This window comes from Stenotrophomonas maltophilia group sp. RNC7 (assembly GCF_030910085.1).
Lineage (GTDB): Bacteria > Pseudomonadota > Gammaproteobacteria > Xanthomonadales > Xanthomonadaceae > Stenotrophomonas > Stenotrophomonas sepilia.
Genome location: NZ_JAVFVN010000576.1, coordinates 1 through 20657, shown reverse-complemented (window position 1 = coordinate 20657; position 20657 = coordinate 1). Strand labels below are relative to the sequence as shown.

Sequence of the window (20657 nt, the reverse complement as noted above, 5' to 3'; positions counted from 1 at the left end):
CCCCGCAACCGGACCCACCCCGCCAACCCTCAGGAGACCAGCTTTTGCTGTTGCTTCGGCTGTTGCCGTTGCATTGGGCAGGTGCAGGGCGCAGCCCTGCAAAAGAAAACTCCCTACCTCATGGCCACTGCATCTCGCCCTTGGCTACCTTCGCACTCAGCTCCAGCGATGCCACGCCGGCCAGCGTCGGGTAGCGCGCCCGCATCGCCTTCACCAGTGCCGCGCTGTCCTTGGCCTTTGCCGCCTCGGCGTCGAACGCGCGGATGTAGTCCGCGGTGAAGCGCAACGCACTGGCATCCAGCGCCGCACCCGGCGCGTAATGCCCCGGTACCACCACCTTCGGCTTCAGTGCCTGCAACCGCTGCAGGGTCTGCAGCCAGTCAGTGTGCGACTTCGGCGTCTGCGTGTCGGCCATCCACACGTGCTCACCGGCCACCACCGGAATGCCGCCGACGATCGCGCGCAGCGACGGTACCCACAGCACCGTGCGGTCCGGGGTCGGGCCATCCAGGCCGATCAACGGCAGGCGCTGGCCTTCCAGCTGCAGGGCATCGCCGTCCAGTACCTGCGGCACCACGATGCGTGCCGGCACGTCGGCACCCATCTTCGGTCCCCAGTAGGCCAGCTTGCCGGCCTGGGTCTGCTGGATGTGGGCGACGGTCTGCGCAGTGGCGACGATGCGTGCCTGCGGGAAGGCATCCTGCAGGGTGGCCAGGCCGAAGTAGTAGTCCGGATCGCCGTGGCTGATGTAGATCGTGGTCAGCTGCTTGCCACTGGCGCGGATCCGTTCGACCAGCTTGCGCGCGTCGCTGGCGCCGAACTGCGCGTTGACCAGGATCGCGTCATGGCGGCCTTCGATCAGCACCGAGGATACCGAGAACATCGCCTGCGGGCCGGGATGGAAGGTCTGCAGGTGCAGTCGTGATTTCGTCGCGGTGGTCGGCGCCGCGGTGGCCGGTGCGGCCAGCAGCGGCGCACTGGTGAACGTGGCGGCCAGGGCGAGGGGAAGCAGCAGGGCAGCGGTACGCATGGGGAATTCCTTGTGTCGGATAGGGAGCCGAGCGTGGGCTTGGCCCTACAGGGCTCGCGCGTCGATCAATACGCGGCCGTGATGATCTGCTTCGGGTACTGGTGCGCTTCCAGCTCGGCGACGAACGCGGCGCCGTAGTCGGCATAACTGATGCGGCTGTGGCCGCTGGCGTCGGCCAGGAAGGCCTTGGGCTGCACACGGTACTGGCCGCGCTCTTCGCCCGGGCCGATTTCGGCGGCCGGCGAGAAGAATGTCCAGTCCAGGTCGTCCACTGCCTGCAGGCGGTTGAATGCCTCACGATGGGCCAGCGCGTACGGCTTGTAGGCTTCCGGGAAGTTGGGGGTATCGACCAGCTGCACGCCCGGCGCGACTTCCAGGCTGCCGGCGCCACCCACCACCACCAGGCGCGGTACGCCGGCCTTGCGCGCGGCGGCCGCCAGCTGCGCGGCGATCTCGCCCACGCGGCCGATGTCATCGCCCGGACGCGGGCCGTAGGCGCTGGCCAGCACGTCGTGGCCAGCGATGGCGGCGACCAGCGCGTCCTGGTCATCCAACGAGGCGATCACCGGATGGGCACCGGCCAGTTCGGCCGGAAGGTCCTGCGCGCTGCGCACGATGACGGTGAGTTCGTGGCCGTGGGCCAGCGCGTGGCGGGCGATCTGGCGGCCGATGTTGCCGGTGGAACCAACGAGGGCGATCTTCATGGCAGGACTCCGTGGGGCGATGTGGGCTGGGAATGGGGCCACTCTAGGCCGCTGCAGTCGCTCGAAAAACAGCGTATAACGCGCTTGTTTGTTGCGTGGATCGAGCATATGGACCGATTGACCGCCATGACCGTGTTTGTCGAGGTGGCCGAGCGCGGCAGCCTCACCGCCGCCGCGGAAGTGCTGGACATGTCGCGGGCGATGGTCAGCCGCTACCTGGCCGAGGTCGAGGGCTGGCTGGGTGCACGCCTGCTGCACCGGACCACGCGCCGGGTCAGCCTGACCGGCCCGGGCGAGGCGGCGTTGGCGCGCTTCCGGCAGATGCTGGCGATCGGCGAAGAACTGCAGGGGGAGCTGGCCAGTGATGATCCCGAGCCGCACGGTACGCTGCGCGTGACCGCCAGCGTGTCGTTCGGGCAGAGCCACCTGGCACGGGCGGTGGCCGGTTTCGTCGCGCGCCATCCGGCGGCGCGCATCGAGCTGCTGCTGGTCGACCGCACGGTGAACCTGGTCGAGGAGCGCGTGGACCTGGCCGTGCGCATCGCGCGCCAGATCGACCCCAGCCTGATCGCGCGGCGGCTGGCCACCTGCCGCTCGGTGCTGTGCGCGACGCCGTCGTACCTGCAGGCGCGTGGCACGCCGACCGCGCCGGAGCACCTGGCCGCGCACAACTGCCTGACCCACCACTACGTCGGCAAGAGCCTGTGGCAGCTGCACCGCGATGGCCGTTCGCTGTCGGTGGCGGTGGGCGGCAACATCAGCGCCAACGAGGCCTCGCTGCTGCTGGAGGCGGTACGCGCCGGTGCCGGGATCGCCATGCTGCCGACCTACCAGGTGGCGCCACTGCTGCGCAGCGGCGAGCTGATCGAACTGCTGCCCGGATTCAGTCTGGACGAGCTCGGCATTCATGCCGTGTACGCGTCACGGCGCCAGCAGCCCGCTATCATGCGGCGATTCCTGGATTACCTGGCCGAGTGTTTCGCCAGCCCGGCCTTCCAGGATCTGGATTGGCGCCCACCGGGCAAGGAGAACACATGAACCATGGACAGGCCTTGATCGACCACAACCGTGCTGCCTGGGACCGCCAGGCCAGCGAAGTGCGCGAATGGTCGCGCCCGGTGGAGAGTTCAACCATTGCCGCCGCGCGCGAAGGCCGCTGGCAGGTGCATCTGACCCCACGCGCGCTGCCACTGGACTGGCTGGGCGACGTGCGCGGCCGCCGCATCCTGTGCCTGGCCTCGGGTGGTGGCCAGCAGGCCCCCGTGCTGGCCGCTGCGGGCGCCGACGTCACCGTGTTCGACCTGTCCGACGGGCAGCTGGAACAGGACCGCCGGGTCGCTGCGCGTGATGGACTGCAGCTGCGCACGGTGCAGGGCGACATGCGCGACCTGCACGTATTCGCCAACGACAGTTTCGACGTGGTGTTCCATCCGATCTCCAACCTGTACGTGCCCGACGTGCGCCCGGTGTGGACCGAATGCCGCCGCGTGCTGGCGCGCGATGGCATGTTGATGGCCAGTTTCTACAACCCGGTGCTGTTCGTCGGTGCACGTGATCCGCAGCTGGACGCACAGGGTTTGATCCGGCCGCAGTACGCCATTCCCTATTCGGACCTGGAAGACCTGCCCGCCGCAGAGCGTGAGGCGAAACTCGCCCGCGGTGATGCGCTGGCCTTTGGCCACAGCCTGACCGAACTGATCGGCGGGCAGCTGGATGCAGGCTTCGTGATTGATCGGTTCATGGAAGACTGGCAGCCGAAGCCGCGCTTCCTGATCGACCGTTACCTGCCCACCTTTCTGGCCACCCGCGCACGCAGGATCGGCTGAGGCGGATCCTGGAAAAAAACGCGGCGTACAATGGCCGCCCCACGTTGTACAGGCGTCGTCCCTTGTCGTATCCCTATCCGCTGGTCGTATTCGATCTCGATGGCACGCTGGTCGACAGCGCAGCTGACATCGCCGAAGCGCTGAACCGCACGCTGGAAGCCATCGGCATGGCGCGCGTGCCGGAAGCCACCGTGCTCGGCTGGATCGGCGACGGGGTGCGCCGCCTGGTCGAACAGGCCGTGCACGCCGCCGGTCGTGAGGTCGACCTGGCCGAGGTGATGCCGGTGTTCATGGTGCACTACCGTGAATGCCTGCTGCGCAGCCCGCGCCTGTTCGATGGCGTGGCCGACGCACTGGCGCAGCTGCGCGCGCGCGCCGTGCCACTGGCGATCTGCACCAACAAGCCCGAAGCACTGGTGCCGCCGCTGCTGCAGCACCTGGGTATCGGTGATGCGTTCGCGCTGGTACTGGGCGGCGATTCACTGCCGCAGCGCAAGCCCAGCGGCGAACCGCTGCGGCATATCGCTGCGCACTTCGGGCTGCCGGTGCAGGCGTGCCTGATGGTGGGAGATTCGTTGACCGACTACCGCGCCGCCGAAGCTGCGGGCATGCCGATCGCGCTGGTGCGCTACGGCTATCCGCGCGGCCTGGACCTGGCCACCGCGCATGCGGTGGCGGTGATCGACGACCTGCGTGAACTGCCGGGGTTGACCGCCGGCGTCCCGGTGTAGAGCCGAGCCCATGCTCGGCTGCTTTGCTGCCTGAGCCGAGCATGGGCTCGGCTCTACAGAGAAAGCGCCGGGCAATGCCCGGCGCCCTCTTTCATTTCGGCTGGTAACGCACACTCAACTGGTACTCACGGCCCGGCTGGTTGAACCACGCCACCGTCTCATACCTGCGGTCGAACACGTTGGCGGCACGCGCCAGCAGCGACCACGACGGCGTCAGCGCGTACTCGGCGCGCAGATCCAGCGTGCCGTACCCCCCCACCTTCACCGCGTTGGCGGCATCGTCATAGCGCTTGCCCGCACCCTGCGCCGTCAGGCCTGCGCGGAAGTCCCCGAAACGCCGGTCGATGTCCAGGCGCGCGGTGTGCTGTGCACGACGCGGCAGCCAGTTGTCGAACTGCGTGCTGCCGCCGGTGCGGTTGCGTGGGTCGGTGTAGCTCAGCTGGGCGTTGATGTCGAAGCCGGCCAGCAGCACGCCACCGGTCAGTTCGGCACCGCGGATGCGCGCCTTCTCCACCTGCTGCATCCTGAAGGTCGCCGCATCGTAGGTGATCAGATCATCGATGCGGGTTTCATAGACGTCCAGGCCCCAGTGCCAGCCCTGTGCCTGCTGCGAAACGCCCAGGTTGGCGCTCTTGGACTTCTCCGGGTTCAACGTCGGCACACCGCTCCACGGGTCATACAGGTCGCTGAAGGTCGGCGCCTTGAACGCGGTGCCGTAACTGGCATTGACACGCAGGCCGTGGCCGAGCTCCATCGCCCAGCCGAGGCTCCCCGTGGCGTGGTTGCCGAACTGCTGGTTGTCGTCGTTGCGCGCGCTGGCCTGCAGCTGGTGGCGGCCGAAGCGTCCCTGGTACTGCACGAACACGCCGGTGTTGCGGCGGCTGTCGACCCGATATCCGGCACTGCTGCCATCCAGGTTGTCTTCGCTCCAGTCCACGCCGGTGCTCAGCAGCTGGCCTTCGGCCAAGGCGAAGTCACCCTGCAGCGAGGCACTGTCGCGGTGGGTCTGAGCGCTGCCACGGGCACCGAAGTCACCGAAGTTGTCCGACTCGTTGTCACTGCGCCCGACATTGGCGGTGAACGCCAGGCGGTCGGACGGGGTGTAGCGCACCTTGCCGGCCAGCACCTGCTGGCGGGTTTCCGAATAGTTGTAGTAGCCGTCGTAATGGTTCTTTCCGTCGGCACGCAATGCACTGCCTTCCACGTTCCATTGGTCGTTGAAGGTGTAGCCACCGCGCAGGCTCTTGGACAGGTTGCGGTAGCCATCGCGGTCATGTTCGTCGGCAAAGCAGCCGGTGAACAGCGTTGCCGAGCCGCGGCAGGCATCGATGCCATCGGAATGCTGGTAGGCGATGTCGGCGCCGAACCAGCCGCGTTCGGTCCCGCCGCCGATCCCGCCGCTGGCTTCGCGCAGGCCGTTGCTGCCGCCACCGAGCTGGAAGTGCGGGGCGAAATCACCCTGGTTGCGGCGGGTGAAGATCTGGATCACGCCGCCAATGGCATCGGCGCCGTACAGGCTCGACTGCGGGCCACGCACGATTTCCACGCGCTCGATCTGCGCCAGCGGCAGGTCCTGGTACATCGCCAGGCCGAGGTCGGCACTGTTGATGCGCACGCCGTCGACCAGCACCACGGTGTGGCCCGAGTTGGTGCCGCGCAGGAACAGCGAGCTCTGCTTGCCGAGCCCACCGGCATTGGTCAGGTTGATGCCGGCGCGGCCGCGCAGCAGTTCCTGCAGCGAGGTGGCCTGGCTGGATTCGATCTGCGCGCGGTCGATCACCTGGGCCGGCGCGATGCTGTCCTGCAGGGCGATCGGGGTGCGCGTGGCGGTGACCAGGATCTGGTCGAGTGCGGTGGTGTCATCGGCGGCCTGTGCCAGCGCGGGCAGGGCGGCCAGTACGGCCAGGGACAGCATTCGGGACTGCAGCTTCATGGGGGGACTCCAGGTGCCACGCACGCCCGCGTGGCGAAGGGGAGGAGCCGCGAAGGCAGGCACGCGCCGATGCCGCAGCGCACGCCACGGTCATCCAGCGCCATGCCCACCGCATCGCGACCTGAGGCTTCCGGGCCGGTCTCCGGGCTTGCCGCCGGGTGGCGCGAGGCCACCGTCCAGGCGCCTTCCCATGCCTGCGGCACAGTGGCGGTGTTGCCTGGAACTGACGTGCTTACCGTTGCGGGGGCAGCGCCGGCCTGGCGTGGCATCACGCGTCACCGGCTTCCCGTTTCAACCTGCCGGCCACGGCCGCAGGTCACCTGGAAGTGCGCGCAGTCTACGGCATCGCAGGCCGTCCCGTTGCGTCGCGCCTGCGCGGCTGCCTTTGCTGTGCCTTTAGAATGGTTGCTCGATCCCGTGGTGCCGTTACCGATGTCTGCCCGTTCTCCGCTGTACCTGCGCCGCCCGTCCGGGACGCACGCATGATCCTCGACCTGGTCCGCCACGCCGGCAACGGTCGCGATGAGTTCCTTGATGGCCGCAGCGATCCACCGCAGCTGGCCGGCCTGCCGCAAGAGCTGGTCGAGGCCTATGCCGAGCAACGCTGGGAGCGGGTGATCAGTTCACCGCGGTTGCGCGCGCTGCACACGGCGATGGCGCTGGCCACCCCACGCGGGCTGGACGTCGAAGCGGACGAGGAATGGGAAGAACTGGATTTCGGCGATTGGGACGGGCAGTCGCTGTTCGACCTGCCGGAAGATGCGCTGGCCGCCTTCCACGCCGATCCGCATGCGTTCCCGCCGCCGAACGGCGAGAGCTGGGGGCATTTCGAGCGGCGTATCGCGCGCGCGCTGGATCGCCTGCTCGATGATGATGATCCGGTGCCGACGCTGGTGGTCAGCCATGGTGGCCCGCTGCGCATGGTGTTGTCGCAGGTTTGCGGCCTGCCGATGTCGCTGTGCTGGGCCCTGCGCATCGACCACGGCACGCGCCTGCGGGTGTGGCTGGAGCGGGGCGAGGTCGGGCTGGTGGGCGAGCTGCTGGAGCTGCAGCAGCCCTGAGCTGCTCGTGTAGAGCCGAGCCATGCTCGGCTGCACTTCGATCAGAAAGGCCAGCCGAGCGTGGGCTCGGCTCTACAGGAGGGCGCGGCTCAATCCTCGTCCGCGCGCTCGGTCACGCTGTCTTCCGCCTCATCGTCGGCATCGAAGCGCTGCTCATGCACCGGGCCCGACGCCGGGCCGGCCGCCTTCAGCGGATGCGCGGCGATGCGCGCCTCATAGTCCTGCACCAGCGCTTCACGCTGAGGCTCGCTCAGCTCCTGCCAGTGGCAGTCCAGCAATGCGCCTTCCAGCGAGTACAGCAGGTTCAGGCTGGGCTTGAAGCCGGCCCGCTTGACCTTGACGAAGGCGCCGACTGCGCCGATCGCAACCAGGTCCTCGCGGCTGCGCAGCCCGACCTGGCGCAGCCAGGCTGCACTCTTCGGGCCGATGTTGCGCAGCTTCGGTGCGCTCATCCCAGTGCCTCGACGAACACGCGGGCGATGGCTTCCAGGCCGGCCTGATCGTCGGCGTCGAAGCGGCCGACCTTCGGGCTGTCGATATCGAACACGCCGATCAGTTCATCGCCGCGCAGCAGCGGCACCACCAGCTCCGAACGCGAGGCCGAATCGCAGGCGATGTGGCCGGGGAAGGCATCGACGTCGTCCACGCGCTGGGTTACGCGCTGGCTGGCGGCGGCACCGCACACACCCTTGTCCAGCGGGATGCGCACGCAGGCCGGCAGGCCCTGGAACGGGCCAACCACCAGTTCCTTGCCGTCATACAGATAGAAGCCCACCCAATTCAGGTCGGGCAGGGCGTGATAGACCAGTGCGGAGAGGTTGGCCGCGTTGGCGATGCGGTCGGACTCGGCGTAGACCAGGCCACGGGCCTGTTCCAGCAGCTGGGCGTATTGTTCCGGCTTGCTGCCGGTGAGCGAGGCATTGGCGAACATGCCCGCAGTCTAGCAAGTGCACCGGGCCGGCGATAATGCACACACTGTTGCCCTGTTGGAGCCCATCGATGCCGTTGCCCGCTACGCTGCCGCCCGCCCTGTTCGTTACCGGCACCGATACCGAAATCGGCAAGACCGCGGCCAGCACCGCGCTGCTGCATGCACTGCGCCAGCGTGGCCTGCGTGCAGTGGGCATGAAGCCGGTGGCCAGCGGCAGCGAGGATCTGGGGCAGGGCCTGCGCAACGAGGACGCGCTGGCGCTGCAGGCGGCCAGCTGGCCAGTGCCGGACTATGCCGATCTGAATCCCTATGCGCTGCGGCAGCCACTGGCACCGGAGCTGGCCGCTGCCGAGGACGGCGTGCAGGTGGAGCTGGCGCCGATCGTGGCCGCGTTCGAACGCCTGCGCGCGAAGGCCGATATCGTCGTGGTGGAGGGCGTGGGCGGTTGGCTGGCGCCGGTCTCGGCCACGCTGGACCAGCTCGACCTGGTGCGTGCGCTGCAGCTGCCGGTGCTGCTGGTGGTAGGCATGCGGCTGGGCTGCGTCAACCACGCGCGGTTGACTGCGCAATCGCTGCAGGCCAGCGGCGTGGACTGCCTGGGCTGGATCGGCAACCACATCGACCCGGCGATGCAGCGCCAGGACGAGAACATCGCCACGCTGCAGCAGCGCCTGCCGATGCCGTGCTGGGGACGGCTGCCGCATCTGCCGGGGGCGGATGGTCAGATCCTGAGTACGCACCTGCTCGACTGACCTGCTTCCTGTAGAGCCGAGCCCACGCTCGGCTCAGCGGGGACCGTCAGCGAAGGGCAGCCGAGCGTAGGCTCGGCTCTACAGGAGCTGGCGCACTGCCAGCTCCCGCGCGATCGCACCCAGCCGTTCCACCGCACCGATGAAGCGTGCATCCAGGCTCTGGCAGCACGACAGCCGCAGGCAGTGGCGATAGCGCGCGCCACGCGAATAGACCTGGCCGGGCATGAACACGATGTCCTCCTGCAGCGCTCGCTCGAACAGCTCGCGCGTGTCCACGCCCGGCAGTTCCAGCCACAGCAGGAATCCGCCCTGTGGTTCGGTGGCGCGGGTGCCTGCCGGGAAATGCTCGGCTACCAGCTGGCGCAGCCGTCCCACCTGTTCGCGGTACAGGCGGCGCATGCGATGCAGATGGTGCTCGTAGCTGCCTGCTTCCAGATACGCGGCCACCGCATCGCCGAGCAGCTGCGGCTCACCGCCGGTGGACTGGAACTTCAGCAGCGCGATGCGCTCTGCGAAGCGACCGCCATCCAGCCAGCCGATGCGGTAATCCGGCGCCAGTGTCTTTGAGAAGCCACCGACCACCATCACCCAGCCATCGCGATCGAAGGCTTTCAGCAAGGGTGCCGGCGGTTCGCAGAACTGCAGCTCGGCGTACACCGCATCCTCGATCAGGGGCAGCTGCCGTGCGTTGACCAGCTCGGCCAAGCGTTGTTTGGCGGCGGTCGGCATGGTGCAGCCGAGCGGGTTGTGCACGGTCGGCATCACCACCAGTGCGGCCAGTGGCGTGTGCTCCAGCAGCGCATCCAGTGCATCCACATCCAGCCCGTGCTGCGGGTGGGTGGGCAACTCGATGGCCTGCAGGCCGAGGTTGGCCAGCAACGGATACAGGTTGAAGTAGGACGGCGCCTCGATGCCCACTGCGTCACCGGGCTGGGTGACCGCGCGCAACGCCAGCTGCAGGCCTTCCATCGCACCATGGGTCAGCAGGAGTCGCTCGGCGTGGGTGTGCAGGCCCATGCGCGGACTGCGGCGCACGATCTGCGCCAGCAGCCGGGGGGAGCCGTTGGGTCTCGCATAGGTCTCCACCGTCTGCTGGCCGTGGCGCAGCACCTGCGCGGTATGCCGGGCCAGCTGCGCGCCGGGATAGAACTGGCGACCACGTGGGCCGGCGAAGGCCAGGTCGACCACACCCGGTCGGCGCTGCGCTTCCAGTACCCGGGCCATCAGCACCTGCTGCAGCGGCGCGGTGGGCGCGGACGGGGTGTCGCGCAGCGAACGCTCCGGCACCGACAGCCGCGGCGCGACTTCGAAGCCCGCCTTCGGCCGCGGAATCACCAGCCCGGCATCTTCCAGCTGGCGATATGCCGCGATCACCGTGTTGAGGCTGAGCCTGCGCTGCGACGCCATCTGCCGCAGCGAAGGCAGGCGGCTGCCGACCGGAAGGCGACCGCCGTGGATGGCCTCGGCCAGTTCGTCGGAGAGCCGCTGGTAGCGTGGAGGGATCATCGTGACCTGGTCATCTGTATCCATCGAACATCCCGCCATCTGATGCTGTACCCATGATGATGGCGAGCCTAGCATGTCGTCGTCGGCCGGGCCTGATCGGGGCGTGGCCGGCGCATTCCAAGCGCACGGCGGGACCGCCGTGCGTCTTTTTTGGGTGTGTAGAGCCGAGCACCGATCAGCCCCAGGGGAAATGCCGTCAGCGCATCGGCACCAGCACCGCCTCGCGCCGGTACAGCGCTGGGAACTGCTTGGCCAGGGCCACCAGCTTCGGTGCGTCGTAGTAGCGGATGTAGGCGGCCTGCGGGTAGTTGGTCATGTAGTTCTGGTGGTAGCTCTCGGCCGGGTAGAAGCGCTGGCCGCTGACCAGCTGGGTGACGATCGGTGCGCGGTAGCTGCCGGCCTGGCCGAGCTGGGCGATGTAGGCGCGGCTGGCCGCCTGCTGGCGGGCGTCATCACTGAAGATCGCCGAGCGATACTGGCTGCCGTGGTCCGGACCCTGGCGGTTGAGCTGGGTCGGGTCGTGCGCGACCGAGAAGAACACCTGCATCAGCTGTCCATAGCTGACCTGGCGCGGGTCGTAGTCAATCTTTACGGCTTCGGCATGGCCGGTCTGGCCACCGCTGACGCGCTCATAGCGGGCATTGGCTGCACTGCCACCGATATAGCCGGACACCGCATTGCTCACGCCCTTGACGTGCTGGAACACGCCCTGCACGCCCCAGAAGCAACCGCCGGCAAACACCACGCTGGCGTGGGTGGCGTCATCGCGGAACGCCGCATCGCCGGTGGGGGCCGGCAGTGCCTGGATCTGCGCGCTGGCTTCGACCGGCGCCGCAGCCGCGCCGTGATCGACCAGCAGCACCCCGGCAATCAATGCCATGGCCACCAGGCCGGCAACACCGGCGGCGATGCCCTGTTCAAAGGAGAGTTTCATCATGTGCTCCCGGTTCAACCGAAGGTGAAGGCATAGGCCTGCACGCCCGCATCGAGGAATTCGATCTCGAAGCGATGCGGGCCGACCGTGCCGCGCTGGCGTACCAGCTGGTACAGGCGATGCTCGTCGACCACGCCACTGCCATCGGCGCCGACATCAGTGCCGGCATCGGTGGCGGGCAATGGCTTGCCATCCAGCAGGACGCGGAAGCGCACCGGCTTTCCTTCCTGGCCCGGTGCCAGCACCAGGTGCAGGTCGCGCGCATGGAACTGGAAGGCGATGCGGCCACCGGCCTGCTGCAGCTGCGCAGCCTCGTCGGTAACGGTCCAGCGTCCGGACAGGCCCCACTGGTTCAACGCCAGGCTGGCCGGCAATGTGTAGTCGAACGCGTTGTCGCTGCGCTGCCCACCGGGCGAGGCGAACTGCTCGGCACGGGCGTGGCCCAGATAGGTTTCCGGCGAGCGCAGATTGCCCATGTCGGCCTGCGCAGCCACGCCCTTCAGATCGGCGGCGGCCGGATCGGCCGGCGGCGGCAGGTTCGTCTGGCCGGCCTCGGTCAGCAAGCGACGGATCACCTGTTCCGAACGCGCATAGTTGCCCTCGCCGAACTGGTGGCTGCGGATGTTGCCCTGCGCATCAACGAAGTACTGCGCCGGCCAGTAGCGGTTGTTGAACGCGCGCCAGATCGTGTACTGGTTGTCGAGCGCCACCGGGTACTCGACCTTCAGCTGCTGCACCGCCTTCATCACGTTGCGCGGGTCACGCTCGAAGGCGAACTCCGGCGTGTGCACGCCGATCACCACCAGGCCGTGGTCGCGGTAGCGGCGCTCCCATTCGTGCACGAACGGCATCGCACGCAGGCAGTTGATGCAGGAGTAGGTCCAGAAGTCGACCAGTACCACCTTGCCGCGCAGCTGCTGGGCCGTCAGCGGTGGGCTGTTGAGCCAGCCGGTGGCCCCGTCCAGCGCGGGCAGGGTTCCCTCGACCGGCAGCGGTGCATCGCCAGCGGCGTTGGCACCGGCCATCATCATCATCGGTGGTGCCGCCGGCTGCGCGCCGGGTACCGCGTCCAGCAGGCCCTGCTCGATACGTGCGGTGCTGACCGTGGAAAGACGGGTCAGCAGGCCGGTATCCCAGCCCAGGCCGATTGCCACCACCGCCAGCAAGGCGGCCACGCCCAGCACCTTGCGCAGTACATCGCCCAGGCCAAGCCGCGCCTGCAGCGCACGGAACACGCGGCCGCCCACCCACACCGCCAGTGCAAGCGCGGTGATCGCGCCCAGCGCATACGCCAGCAGCAGGGCACTGGTACCCACGCTGGCACCATGCAGGGCGGCACCGGTCAGCACCAGGCCGAGGATCGGACCGGCGCATGGCGCCCACAGCAGGCCGGTGGCGATGCCGATCAGCAGCGAGGTCCACGCGCCGCCGCGCCCAGCGGCATCCGCGGCATCGGCGCGCGCGCTCAGACGGGCACCCACGCGCTGGAACGGCGCCAGCAGATGGTCGGCCAGTCGTGGCCACAGCAGGGCGACCGCGAACAGCGCCATCAGCAGCAGGGCGATCCAGCGCCCGACCTGGTTGGCCTGTGCCACCCATTGGCTGCCCACCGCGGCCAGGCTGGCGACCACGGTGAAGGTGAGCGCCATGCCCAGCAGCAATGGCAGCGTGCTGCGCAGGAACGGACGGTCGGCACGCGCGAACACGAACGGCAGCACCGGCAGGATGCAGGGGCTGAGCAGGGTCAGCGCGCCCCCCAGGTAGGCAAGCAGCAACAGCAGCATCGTCAGGCTCCGGAAACAGGGGAAGAACCGACCGGCACCCGCCAGCCGTCGGCAGTGCCATCCGTGGCGCCGGGAACGAACACCATCGCCGCACCGTTCATGCAGTAGCGCAGCCCGGTCGGGCGTGGGCCATCGTTGAACACATGGCCGAGGTGGCCGCCACAGCGGCGGCAGTGCACCTCCACCCGCAGCATCCCGAAGGTGACGTCGCGGTCTTCGCCGATGGCGTTGTGCAGCGGCGCCCAGAAGCTGGGCCAACCGGTGCCGCTCTCGAACTTGGTGGACGAGGAAAACAGCGGCAGCGCACAGCCGGCACACGCGAAGGTGCCCTGGCGGTGTTCCTTGTTGAGCGGGCTGCTCCACGGCCGTTCGGTGGCCTGCTGGCGCAGCACCGCGTACTGCGCCGGGGTCAGGCGCTGGCGCCAGTCGGCATCGCTGTGCATGACCTCGAACTGTCGCGACGGGCGCGCTTCGGCGGCGGCGGGGGCGGCGCGGCTGCAGGCCCCCAGGCCGAGCAGGCCGGCGGCGGTAGCAACACCGCCCAGGCCCAGCAGATGGCGGCGGGACAAGGACATGGCGGACTCCGGGAAGGGGGTGACGGGGCCATGCTGCGCCCGCCCGGGTCAACGAATCCTCACGCAGGATTCAATTTTTCGTGAGGTATCGGCGGCCGTCCCGCGCCACAATGCAACCCGCCTCCCCACTGGCCTTGAGCTGACGATGTCGACCAAACGCGTGCTGATCGTTGAAGACGATGCCCACATCGCCGACCTGCTGCGCATGCACCTGGGCGATGAGGGCTACGACGTCGCCCATGCTGCCAGCGGCGATGCCGGCCTGCGCCTGCTCGAGCAGGAAGGTCCCTGGGATGCGCTGGTGCTGGACGTGATGCTGCCCGGCGTGGACGGCCTGCAGGTGTGCCAGCGCGCACGCGCGATGGCGCGGTATGTGCCGATCATCATCATCAGTGCGCGCGGCAGCGAAACCCAGCGCATCGTCGGCCTGGAACTGGGCGCGGACGATTACCTGGCAAAACCCTTCTCGATGCCGGAACTGGTGGCACGCGTGCGCGCGCTGCTGCGCCGCGCCGAGGCGATGGCGCAGAGCGCACGCATCGATGCCGGCGCGATCGAGCTGGGGGGACTGCAGCTGGACCCGGTCGCGCGCACCGCCTCGGTGGATGGCAATCCATTGGAGCTGACCCCGCGCGAGTTCGACCTGCTGTTGTTCTTTGCCCGTCACCCGGACCAGGTGTTCGCGCGCATGGAACTGCTCAACCAGGTCTGGGGCTACCAGCACGATGGCTACGAGCATACGGTCAACACCCATATCAACCGCCTGCGCAGCAAGATCGAGCCCGATCCGGCCAATCCGCGGCGGCTGCTGACGGTGTGGGGCCGTGGCTACAAGCTGGTCGACCCGGCCGGGGCGGCGGCATGATCAAGCCGAACCTGTGGCAGAAGCTGGCAGCGGTGATCGCCGCGCTGATGCTGATGTGCTGCATGGCGCTGCTGGCACTGCAGATGCGTGCCAACACCCGCCACGAGCAGGAGGTGGTGCAGCGGCTGTCGCTGGGCCTGGCCGAGCATATCGCCCAGCGCAGCGAGCTGATGGATACCAGCGGCATGCGCGACGCCGCGGTGCGCGCGCTGTTCGGCCAGCTGATGGCGGTCAACCCCAGCGTCGAGGTCTACCTGCTGGATGACCAGGGCCGCATCCTCGGCCACGATGCGCCCAGTGGGCACCTGGTGCGAAACCGGGTGGACGTGGCGCCGCTGCGCCGCCTGCTGGCCGGTGCGCCGTTGCCGATCCTCGGCGATGACCCGCGCAGCGCGAATGGCCGCAAGGTGTTCAGCGCGGCACCTCTGATCGTGCAGGGCCGGCCGGCGGGCTACGTGTACGTGGTGCTGGTCGGCGAGCACCGGCAGATGCTGGCCGACGATCTTGCCGCCGGCAGCCAGTGGAACACCACGCTGTGGTCGGTGGTGCTGGTCGGTGGCCTCGGCCTGCTGGCCGGGCTGGTGGCGTTCTACTGGGTGACCCGTCCGCTGCGGCGGCTGACCCGGCGCATCCAGGCCTTCGACATCGACGCACCCACGCCGTTGCCACCGCCGGAGCCGCTGCGCCCCGGTGAGCGCGACGAGCTGGTGATCCTCGAACACGCGCACGCGCAGATGGCGCAGCGGCTGGGCGAGCAGTGGCAGCAGCTGCGCCAGCAGGACCTGCAGCGCCGCGAACTGGTCGCCAACATCTCGCACGACCTGCGCACGCCGCTGTCGTCGCTGCATGGCTACCTGGAAACGCTGGCGTTGAAGGACGCCACGCTGTCAGCGGAAGAGCGCCGCCGCTATCTCGGCATCGCGCTGGCACAGAGCGCCAAGGTCGGCCGGCTGGCGCGCGCGCTGTTCGAGCTGGCGCGGCTGGAGCATGGCGAAGTGCGGTTGGAGTGGGAGGTGTTCGCACTACCGGAGCTGCTGCAGGACGTGCTGCAGAAGTTCGAACTGGCGGCACAGGCGCGCGGCCAGCAGCTGCACGCGGCGTTCCCCCCCGGCCTGCCGCTGGTGCGCGCCGACCTGGGCCTGGTCGAACGGGTGTTGACCAACCTGCTCGACAACGCGCTGCGCCATGCACCCGACGGTGGGCAGATCGAGGTGCGCCTGCGTGCGACTCCCGACAGCGTGGAGGTCAGCGTGGCCGATGACGGCCCAGGGGTCGCGCCGGCGTTGCGCACCCAGCTGTTCCAGGCACCGGCCGCGCTGGGCGCGCGGCGCGGCGAGAACGGCGGATTGGGGCTGTTGATCGTGCAGCGCATCGTGCAGCTGCACGGCCGCCGCATCGAACTGCGCGACAGCGAGCATGGCGCGCTGTTCGTGTTCGCCTTGCCGCGTGCGGAACCGGCGGCCTAGCAGGCCGCTTCGCATTCGACGATGCCGCCGTTCTCCAGCGGCAGGTGCAGGCGGATGCAGGCACCGCCGAACGCCGAATCGGTCACTTCGACGTGGCCGCCATGCTTGTCGGCCACCACCTGCACCAGCGCCAGGCCGAGGCCGAAGCCGGGACTGCCCGGGTCCAGCCGGACGTAGGGCTGCAGTACCTGGCCGCGCAGTTCGGGTGCGATGCCGGGGCCGTCGTCCTCCACCTGCAGGCATAGCCAGCCGTCATTGACGGTGCTGGCAATACGGATCTGCCGGCGCGCGTAACGCAGTGCATTGCCGAGCAGGTTGCGCAGTGCCAGCTCCAGCATGTGCCGGTTGACGTTGACCAGGCCCACCGGCGACAGCGCCTGCTGCACCGGCATCGGCAGCGGCGCGAACTGGGCGACCACGCCACGCACCAGCGCCGCCAGCTGCAGGCGCTGGCGGGTCGGCTGATGGCAGCGGCCCAGTGCGGCGTACTCGACGCCGGCATCGGTCAGGTGCTGCAGCCGATCCACATCGGTGCGCAGTCCGCCCAGTGCATCGCGCTGCCCATCATCCAGCGCGGTGTCCTCCAGGTCGGCCAGGCCGAAACGCATCCGCGCCAATGGCGTGCGCACTTCGTGCGCCACCGCCTGCGCCAGCACACGCTGGCTTTCCAGCAGCTGCTGCAGCTGCTCGGCCATGTGGTTGAAGGCATTGGCCAGTGGCCGCACCAGCGCGGTGCCCGCACGCGGCGCTCGCGTGTCCAACTGGCCATCGCGCATCTGTCTGGCCGCCTGTGCCAGCTGCGAGACGTCGCGCCACAACCGATAGACCATCACGTACATCGGCAGTGCCACCGCCACCATCAGGATCAGCAGCAGGATCGCCACGCCGGACACTTCGCTGTCCTGCCAGCCCTCGTCCGGCAGCGCTTCGTCCAGCGGCCCCAGCATCACCGCGTAGTCGCTGTCACCGATCCGCTGCAGGCTGCGCATGTGCTCCAGGTCGATCTGTACGCGGCCGTTGTTGAACGGCGGACGTTGGCTGGCCGGCAACGCCCTCACTGCCTCAGCCAGCGGCACCATGCGCAGCGCGTAGGCGAAATCGGCGTCGAGTTCGCGTGCCAGCACCGGCCACTGGTCGCGCGGGGTTTCGGCGAAACGGTGCTGCAGCAGCGCATGGGTGCCACGCATCTCGGCCTGCAGACCAGCTTCCGTGCGGTCTTCCAGCAGGGCATCCCAGGCCCACAGGCCCAACACGATCAACAACAGGTGGGCGACCAGGAAGCCGACGCCGTAGCGCAGGAAGTGGAAGGCGTGGCCGCGCATCGCCGAGGGCGTGCGCTTCATCCCCATGCCGAGCGGCTGAACAGGTAGCCGCGGCCACGGACGGTCTTGATCCGTTCCGGCTGCTCGGGGTTGTCGCCCAGTTTGCGGCGCAGGCGCGAGATGCGGGCATCGATCGAACGGTCCAGGCCGTCGAAGGCGATGCCACGCAGGCCGCGCAGCAGCGCGTCGCGGTCCAGGATCTGGCCGGCGTTGCTGGCCAGCAGGAACAGCAGGTCGAACTCGGCCGTGGTCAGCTCCAGCAGGCTGCCCTGCAGGTGCACGTTGCGTGTGGACGGGTCGATGTTCAGCTCGCCGAAGCGCAGGCTGCCGTCACGCGGTTCGACCCGGCGGTGGCGGCGCAGGTGGGCGCGCAGCCGCGCCAGCAGCACCCGCGGTTCGATCGGTTTGCCGATGTAGTCGTCGGCCCCCAGCTCCAGTCCCAGCACCTGGTCGATGTTGTCAGTGCGGGCGGTCAGCACGCAGATGATGCCGTCATAGTGAGGGCGGATCTGCCGACACACTTCGAAACCATCCTGGTCGGGCAGGCCGACATCGAGCAGCACCAGCGCCGGCTTTTCGGCCAGGATCCGCGCCACTGCCCGCTCGCCGCTGCGTTCATGGGCGACCTGGTAGCCATGCCGCTGCAGGTAGTCACTGACCATCGTTCCCAGGCGGGCATCGTCTTCGACCAGTACGATATCCAGCATTTCCAAGGCCTCCGTAGGCGCAGACGTACCGCCACGGCACGAGCGCGGCGATGCTATCCCAGCCATCGGGCCGCCCGGGTGCCGGGGGCGGGCGCCATTCAGCCGGGGTTGCTGGCGCACGGGCCGGGTCTCAGTCCCGGCAACGACTTGCCGCCCAGCATAGCCTGCCGCTGTTACAAAACGTTACCTTCGTGATACGGCGGGTGACGATCGCTGACAGCAAAGCGACTGACGCGACGGGGCCTGCGGCCGAGCATGGAGTCTCCTCCGCTCCGCGTGCCGTCCCCATGTCGCCCGCCGCCCCCTGCCTGCTGAACCCGTCCCGCCGCCGCCAGTGCGGAGGCGCCCGATGAGCGGCGTGGTCGGGGCCTGGCTGCCGCCCGCCGAGGACGAACACCTGCTGCAGCAGCTGGCGCCAATGCTGCGCGCCCTGCAGCAGCGCGGCCGGGGGCGCATCGGCTACTGGACCGACGCCGAGGCCGGCCTCGCGCTGGGCCACTGCCGGGCGCCGACCGATACGCCGTTGCAGCCGCTCAGCTCGGACTGCGGTCGCTACGTGCTGTGCCTGGACGGCCGCCTGTACAACCGCGCTGACCTGCAGGCGCAGTTGCGCGATCTGCCACGCAGCTGCAGCGATGCACGGCTGCTGCTGCAGGCGATCGTCGAATGGGGCGTGCAGCGGGCGCTGGCGCGTATCGAGGGCGCCTTCGGTTTCAGTGTCTGGGACCGCGAGTCGCGCGTGCTGTGGCTGGCCCGTGATCCGGTGGGCGAGCGGCCGCTGTATTACGGCTGGTGCCAAGGCCGGTTTCTGTTCGCCTCGGAGTTGAAGGCGCTGCAGGCTTTCGCCGGGTTCGCCCCGAGCATCGACCAGGATGCGCTGAGCCTGCTGCTGCGCCACGACTATGTGCCGGCGCCGCACACCATCTACCGCGGCATCCACAAGCTGGTGGCCGGCGCGATGCTGCGCATCGATCTCAGCGACCATGCCGCGGGTTGCTCCAGCCAGGCCGCGCAGGGGGGCGCGCGTTACTGGTGCGCACGCGAAGCAATGCAGCGTGCACTGCAGGAGCCGCTGCAACCGGCGCCGAGCCTGGAACAGGCCACCGATCAGCTTGAGGCGGTACTTCAGAAAGCCATCGCTTCACGCATGCACTCGCCGCTGGCCTGTGGCGCGTTCCTGTCCGGTGGCACCGACTCGTCGCTGGTGACCGCGATGATGCAGGCGCAATCCAACCTGCCGATCGAAGCATGGACGGTCGGCTTCGACGATCCGGGACATGACGAGAGCGACTGGGCGTCGCAGGTCGCGCGCCATCTGGGTGTGCAGCATCACCTGCACCGCATGGACGCGCGCCAGGGCCTGGATCTGCTGCAGCGCCTGCCGCAGGTCTGGTGCGAACCGTTCGCCGACGCGTCGCAGCTGCCGACGCTGCTGGCCAGTGAACTGCTGGGGGCACGCAAGCCGGTGGCGCTGACCGGTGACGGTGGCGATGAACTGTTCTTCGGCCACCCCAGCTATGGCCGCGCGCTGCGCAATGCGCGCCTGTGCGGCGGCTTGCCGGACTGGGTACGCGACCTGGCGCGGCGCAGCGGCAACCGCATGAACGCTGAGCGTGGTCGCCTCGGAGGATGGCGTGCATTGGTGGCCGAGGTTGCTGCCAACGATGTGGAAGGCCACTACCTGCAGCGGGTGACCCGCTGGCGGCAGCCGGCGCAGGTGGTGCTGGGCGCGCGTGAACCGGTGACGATCTTCCAGCAGCAGGACACGGCGCTGCCGGCCGAAGCGCGCATCCAGTTGCTGGATTTCCGCATGGACCTGGCCGAGGGCATTCTCGCCAAGGTTGACCGTGCGGGCATGGCGGCGGGCGTTGAAACCCGTGCGCCGCTGCTGGACATGGAGGTGGTGCGACTGGCCTGGCGCCTGCCGCAGCACCTGAAGTACCACGATGGCGAACACAAACTGATTCTGAAGCACCTGTTGGCACGCTACCTGCCCGAGCCGCTGGTGTACCGTCCCAAGCGCGGCTTTGGCCCGCCGATGGCGCGCTGGCTGGCCGGTCCATTGCGCGATTGGGCGGAGGCGCTGCTGGACCCGCAGCTGCTGCGCAACCAGGGCTGTTTCGATGCGGCGCGCGTGCGCGGCATCTGGGAAGCGTTCCTGCGCGGCGAGCGCAAGTGGCACACGCACCTGTGGAACGTGCTGATGTTCCAGGCGTGGCACCAGCACTGGCACGGTGGTCGCGGGCGCTGAGGTTCCTTTGCGGTGTGTTCTGCGTGGCGTGTGGCGGATTCGTTCTGCGTGGCGCAGGGGGGGGGGCCGTGGGGTCGTATTTTCGACCGCCCCGGGCGGGGGGCGGGCCACCGGGCCCCCGGCGCCGGCCGCGGCCCCTCACCTCCTCCTTTACTTTGCCCAGACCCCTGCCCGTCCCGACGAGGTTCGGCTTGCGGCGGCCAAGGCACCGAGCAGGCTGTCTTCAATAAAGCGCCGACAGATTTCGGACGCAGGGCGGAGACCCTTGCGTACGAAGTA

General features: G+C 68.8%; 19 protein-coding genes and 1 riboswitch. Of the genes, 8 read left to right on the top strand and 11 right to left on the bottom strand.

Annotation, left to right across the window (positions count from 1 at the left end):
- Positions 1 to 118: 118 nt before the first annotated feature.
- Both RCF13_RS11005 and RCF13_RS11000 read right to left on the bottom strand, forming a co-directional pair.
- Positions 119 to 1030: an MBL fold metallo-hydrolase gene (locus RCF13_RS11005; protein WP_154350176.1), complete on the bottom strand. Its 912-nt coding sequence runs from the start codon at positions 1028 to 1030 to the stop codon at positions 119 to 121.
- 65 nt (positions 1031 to 1095) lie between these two features.
- Positions 1096 to 1734 (bottom strand): NAD(P)H-binding protein, encoded by a 639-nt coding sequence (locus RCF13_RS11000; RefSeq protein WP_154350177.1) that lies wholly within the window; start codon positions 1732 to 1734, stop codon positions 1096 to 1098.
- Positions 1735 to 1842: 108 nt separating this feature from the next.
- Here RCF13_RS11000 and RCF13_RS10995 point away from each other — a divergent pair, with 108 nt between their 5' ends.
- From RCF13_RS10995 to gph, 3 genes are all read left to right on the top strand, one after another.
- Positions 1843 to 2772 (top strand): LysR family transcriptional regulator, encoded by a 930-nt coding sequence (locus RCF13_RS10995; RefSeq protein ID WP_005415135.1) that lies wholly within the window; start codon positions 1843 to 1845, stop codon positions 2770 to 2772.
- A complete protein-coding gene (locus tag RCF13_RS10990; protein WP_061478644.1) occupies positions 2769 to 3560 on the top strand; it encodes a class I SAM-dependent methyltransferase in 792 nt (263 codons plus the stop codon). The genes RCF13_RS10995 and RCF13_RS10990 overlap by 4 nt, the downstream gene beginning before the upstream one ends.
- 62 nt (positions 3561 to 3622) lie before the next feature.
- Positions 3623 to 4291: a phosphoglycolate phosphatase gene (gene gph, locus RCF13_RS10985; protein ID WP_061478645.1), complete on the top strand. Its 669-nt coding sequence runs from the start codon at positions 3623 to 3625 to the stop codon at positions 4289 to 4291.
- Positions 4292 to 4382: 91 nt separating this feature from the next.
- Here gph and btuB read toward each other — a convergent pair whose 3' ends face one another.
- The gene (gene btuB, locus RCF13_RS10980; protein ID WP_134969070.1) at positions 4383 to 6224 is read right to left on the bottom strand and encodes a TonB-dependent vitamin B12 receptor; all 1842 of its coding nucleotides are present in this window, start codon (positions 6222 to 6224) and stop codon (positions 4383 to 4385) included.
- 115 nt (positions 6225 to 6339) lie between these two features.
- Positions 6340 to 6563: riboswitch (cobalamin riboswitch) on the bottom strand.
- Positions 6564 to 6706: 143 nt separating this feature from the next.
- Here btuB and RCF13_RS10975 point away from each other — a divergent pair.
- Positions 6707 to 7285, top strand: a complete 579-nt coding sequence (locus tag RCF13_RS10975) for a histidine phosphatase family protein (protein ID WP_005415139.1) — start codon at positions 6707 to 6709, stop codon at positions 7283 to 7285.
- Between the two features lie 89 nt (positions 7286 to 7374).
- On the opposite strand, the gene RCF13_RS10970 is transcribed toward RCF13_RS10975, so the two are convergent.
- On the bottom strand, positions 7375 to 7737 hold the full coding sequence (locus RCF13_RS10970; RefSeq protein ID WP_061478647.1) for a TfoX/Sxy family protein: 363 nt from the start codon (positions 7735 to 7737) through the stop codon (positions 7375 to 7377).
- The gene (locus RCF13_RS10965) at positions 7734 to 8216 is read right to left on the bottom strand and encodes a GAF domain-containing protein (protein WP_004140850.1); all 483 of its coding nucleotides are present in this window, start codon (positions 8214 to 8216) and stop codon (positions 7734 to 7736) included. Before RCF13_RS10965 ends, RCF13_RS10970 begins: the two co-directional genes overlap by 4 nt.
- Positions 8217 to 8284: 68 nt before the next feature.
- Between RCF13_RS10965 and bioD the strand changes: the two genes are divergently transcribed.
- Positions 8285 to 8968, top strand: a complete 684-nt coding sequence (gene bioD, locus RCF13_RS10960; RefSeq protein WP_061478648.1) for a dethiobiotin synthase — start codon at positions 8285 to 8287, stop codon at positions 8966 to 8968.
- 78 nt (positions 8969 to 9046) lie between these two features.
- Here the strand turns inward: bioD and RCF13_RS10955 are convergent, their stop codons facing one another.
- The 4 genes from RCF13_RS10955 to msrB all read right to left on the bottom strand — a co-directional run bounded on the left by RCF13_RS10955 (position 9047) and on the right by msrB (position 13767).
- Entirely contained in the window at positions 9047 to 10498 is a 1452-nt protein-coding gene (locus RCF13_RS10955) for a PLP-dependent aminotransferase family protein (RefSeq protein WP_061478649.1), read from the bottom strand.
- A 172-nt stretch (positions 10499 to 10670) separates the two neighbouring features.
- On the bottom strand, positions 10671 to 11408 hold the full coding sequence (gene msrA, locus RCF13_RS10950; RefSeq protein WP_061480489.1) for a peptide-methionine (S)-S-oxide reductase MsrA: 738 nt from the start codon (positions 11406 to 11408) through the stop codon (positions 10671 to 10673).
- 14 nt (positions 11409 to 11422) lie between these two features.
- Positions 11423 to 13192, bottom strand: a complete 1770-nt coding sequence (locus RCF13_RS10945) for a cytochrome c biogenesis protein CcdA (RefSeq protein ID WP_308141175.1) — start codon at positions 13190 to 13192, stop codon at positions 11423 to 11425.
- A gap of 2 nt (positions 13193 to 13194) precedes the next feature.
- Positions 13195 to 13767 carry a peptide-methionine (R)-S-oxide reductase MsrB gene (msrB, locus tag RCF13_RS10940; protein ID WP_005415145.1) on the bottom strand — a complete coding sequence of 191 codons (573 nt, stop codon included), beginning with the start codon at positions 13765 to 13767 and terminating at the stop codon, positions 13195 to 13197.
- Between the two features lie 145 nt (positions 13768 to 13912).
- Between msrB and RCF13_RS10935 the strand changes: the two genes are divergently transcribed.
- Both RCF13_RS10935 and RCF13_RS10930 read left to right on the top strand, forming a co-directional pair.
- Positions 13913 to 14632, top strand: a complete 720-nt coding sequence (locus RCF13_RS10935; RefSeq protein WP_005415146.1) for a response regulator transcription factor — start codon at positions 13913 to 13915, stop codon at positions 14630 to 14632.
- Complete coding sequence (locus RCF13_RS10930; RefSeq protein WP_134969393.1) at positions 14629 to 16098, top strand: HAMP domain-containing sensor histidine kinase; 1470 nt, start codon at positions 14629 to 14631, stop codon at positions 16096 to 16098. The genes RCF13_RS10935 and RCF13_RS10930 overlap by 4 nt, the downstream gene beginning before the upstream one ends.
- Here the strand turns inward: RCF13_RS10930 and RCF13_RS10925 are convergent.
- Positions 16095 to 17441 (bottom strand): ATP-binding protein, encoded by a 1347-nt coding sequence (locus tag RCF13_RS10925; RefSeq protein WP_308141174.1) that lies wholly within the window; start codon positions 17439 to 17441, stop codon positions 16095 to 16097. The two genes, RCF13_RS10930 and RCF13_RS10925, sit on opposite strands and share 4 nt — an antisense overlap.
- Positions 17438 to 18127 (bottom strand): winged helix-turn-helix domain-containing protein, encoded by a 690-nt coding sequence (locus RCF13_RS10920; RefSeq protein ID WP_004141029.1) that lies wholly within the window; start codon positions 18125 to 18127, stop codon positions 17438 to 17440. Before RCF13_RS10920 ends, RCF13_RS10925 begins: the two co-directional genes overlap by 4 nt.
- A 349-nt stretch (positions 18128 to 18476) precedes the next feature.
- Between RCF13_RS10920 and asnB the strand changes: the two genes are divergently transcribed.
- Complete coding sequence (gene asnB / locus RCF13_RS10915; RefSeq protein WP_180866764.1) at positions 18477 to 20378, top strand: asparagine synthase (glutamine-hydrolyzing); 1902 nt, start codon at positions 18477 to 18479, stop codon at positions 20376 to 20378.
- Positions 20379 to 20657: the final 279 nt, after the last annotated feature.

Coding starts and splice junctions, on each gene's coding strand:
- RCF13_RS11005 (WP_154350176.1), bottom strand. CDS start 1,030: ATGCGTACCGCTGCCCTGCTGCTTCCCCTCGCCCTGGCCGCCACGTTC.
- RCF13_RS11000 (WP_154350177.1), bottom strand. CDS start 1,734: ATGAAGATCGCCCTCGTTGGTTCCACCGGCAACATCGGCCGCCAGATC.
- RCF13_RS10995 (WP_005415135.1), top strand. CDS start 1,843: ATGGACCGATTGACCGCCATGACCGTGTTTGTCGAGGTGGCCGAGCGC.
- RCF13_RS10990 (WP_061478644.1), top strand. CDS start 2,769: ATGAACCATGGACAGGCCTTGATCGACCACAACCGTGCTGCCTGGGAC.
- btuB (WP_134969070.1), bottom strand. CDS start 6,224: ATGAAGCTGCAGTCCCGAATGCTGTCCCTGGCCGTACTGGCCGCCCTG.
- RCF13_RS10975 (WP_005415139.1), top strand. CDS start 6,707: ATGATCCTCGACCTGGTCCGCCACGCCGGCAACGGTCGCGATGAGTTC.
- RCF13_RS10970 (WP_061478647.1), bottom strand. CDS start 7,737: ATGAGCGCACCGAAGCTGCGCAACATCGGCCCGAAGAGTGCAGCCTGG.
- RCF13_RS10965 (WP_004140850.1), bottom strand. CDS start 8,216: ATGTTCGCCAATGCCTCGCTCACCGGCAGCAAGCCGGAACAATACGCC.
- bioD (WP_061478648.1), top strand. CDS start 8,285: ATGCCGTTGCCCGCTACGCTGCCGCCCGCCCTGTTCGTTACCGGCACC.
- RCF13_RS10955 (WP_061478649.1), bottom strand. CDS start 10,498: ATGGATACAGATGACCAGGTCACGATGATCCCTCCACGCTACCAGCGG.
- msrA (WP_061480489.1), bottom strand. CDS start 11,408: ATGAAACTCTCCTTTGAACAGGGCATCGCCGCCGGTGTTGCCGGCCTG.
- RCF13_RS10945 (WP_308141175.1), bottom strand. CDS start 13,192: ATGCTGCTGTTGCTGCTTGCCTACCTGGGGGGCGCGCTGACCCTGCTC.
- msrB (WP_005415145.1), bottom strand. CDS start 13,767: ATGTCCTTGTCCCGCCGCCATCTGCTGGGCCTGGGCGGTGTTGCTACC.
- RCF13_RS10935 (WP_005415146.1), top strand. CDS start 13,913: ATGTCGACCAAACGCGTGCTGATCGTTGAAGACGATGCCCACATCGCC.
- RCF13_RS10930 (WP_134969393.1), top strand. CDS start 14,629: ATGATCAAGCCGAACCTGTGGCAGAAGCTGGCAGCGGTGATCGCCGCG.
- RCF13_RS10925 (WP_308141174.1), bottom strand. CDS start 17,441: ATGAAGCGCACGCCCTCGGCGATGCGCGGCCACGCCTTCCACTTCCTG.
- RCF13_RS10920 (WP_004141029.1), bottom strand. CDS start 18,127: ATGCTGGATATCGTACTGGTCGAAGACGATGCCCGCCTGGGAACGATG.
- asnB (WP_180866764.1), top strand. CDS start 18,477: ATGAGCGGCGTGGTCGGGGCCTGGCTGCCGCCCGCCGAGGACGAACAC.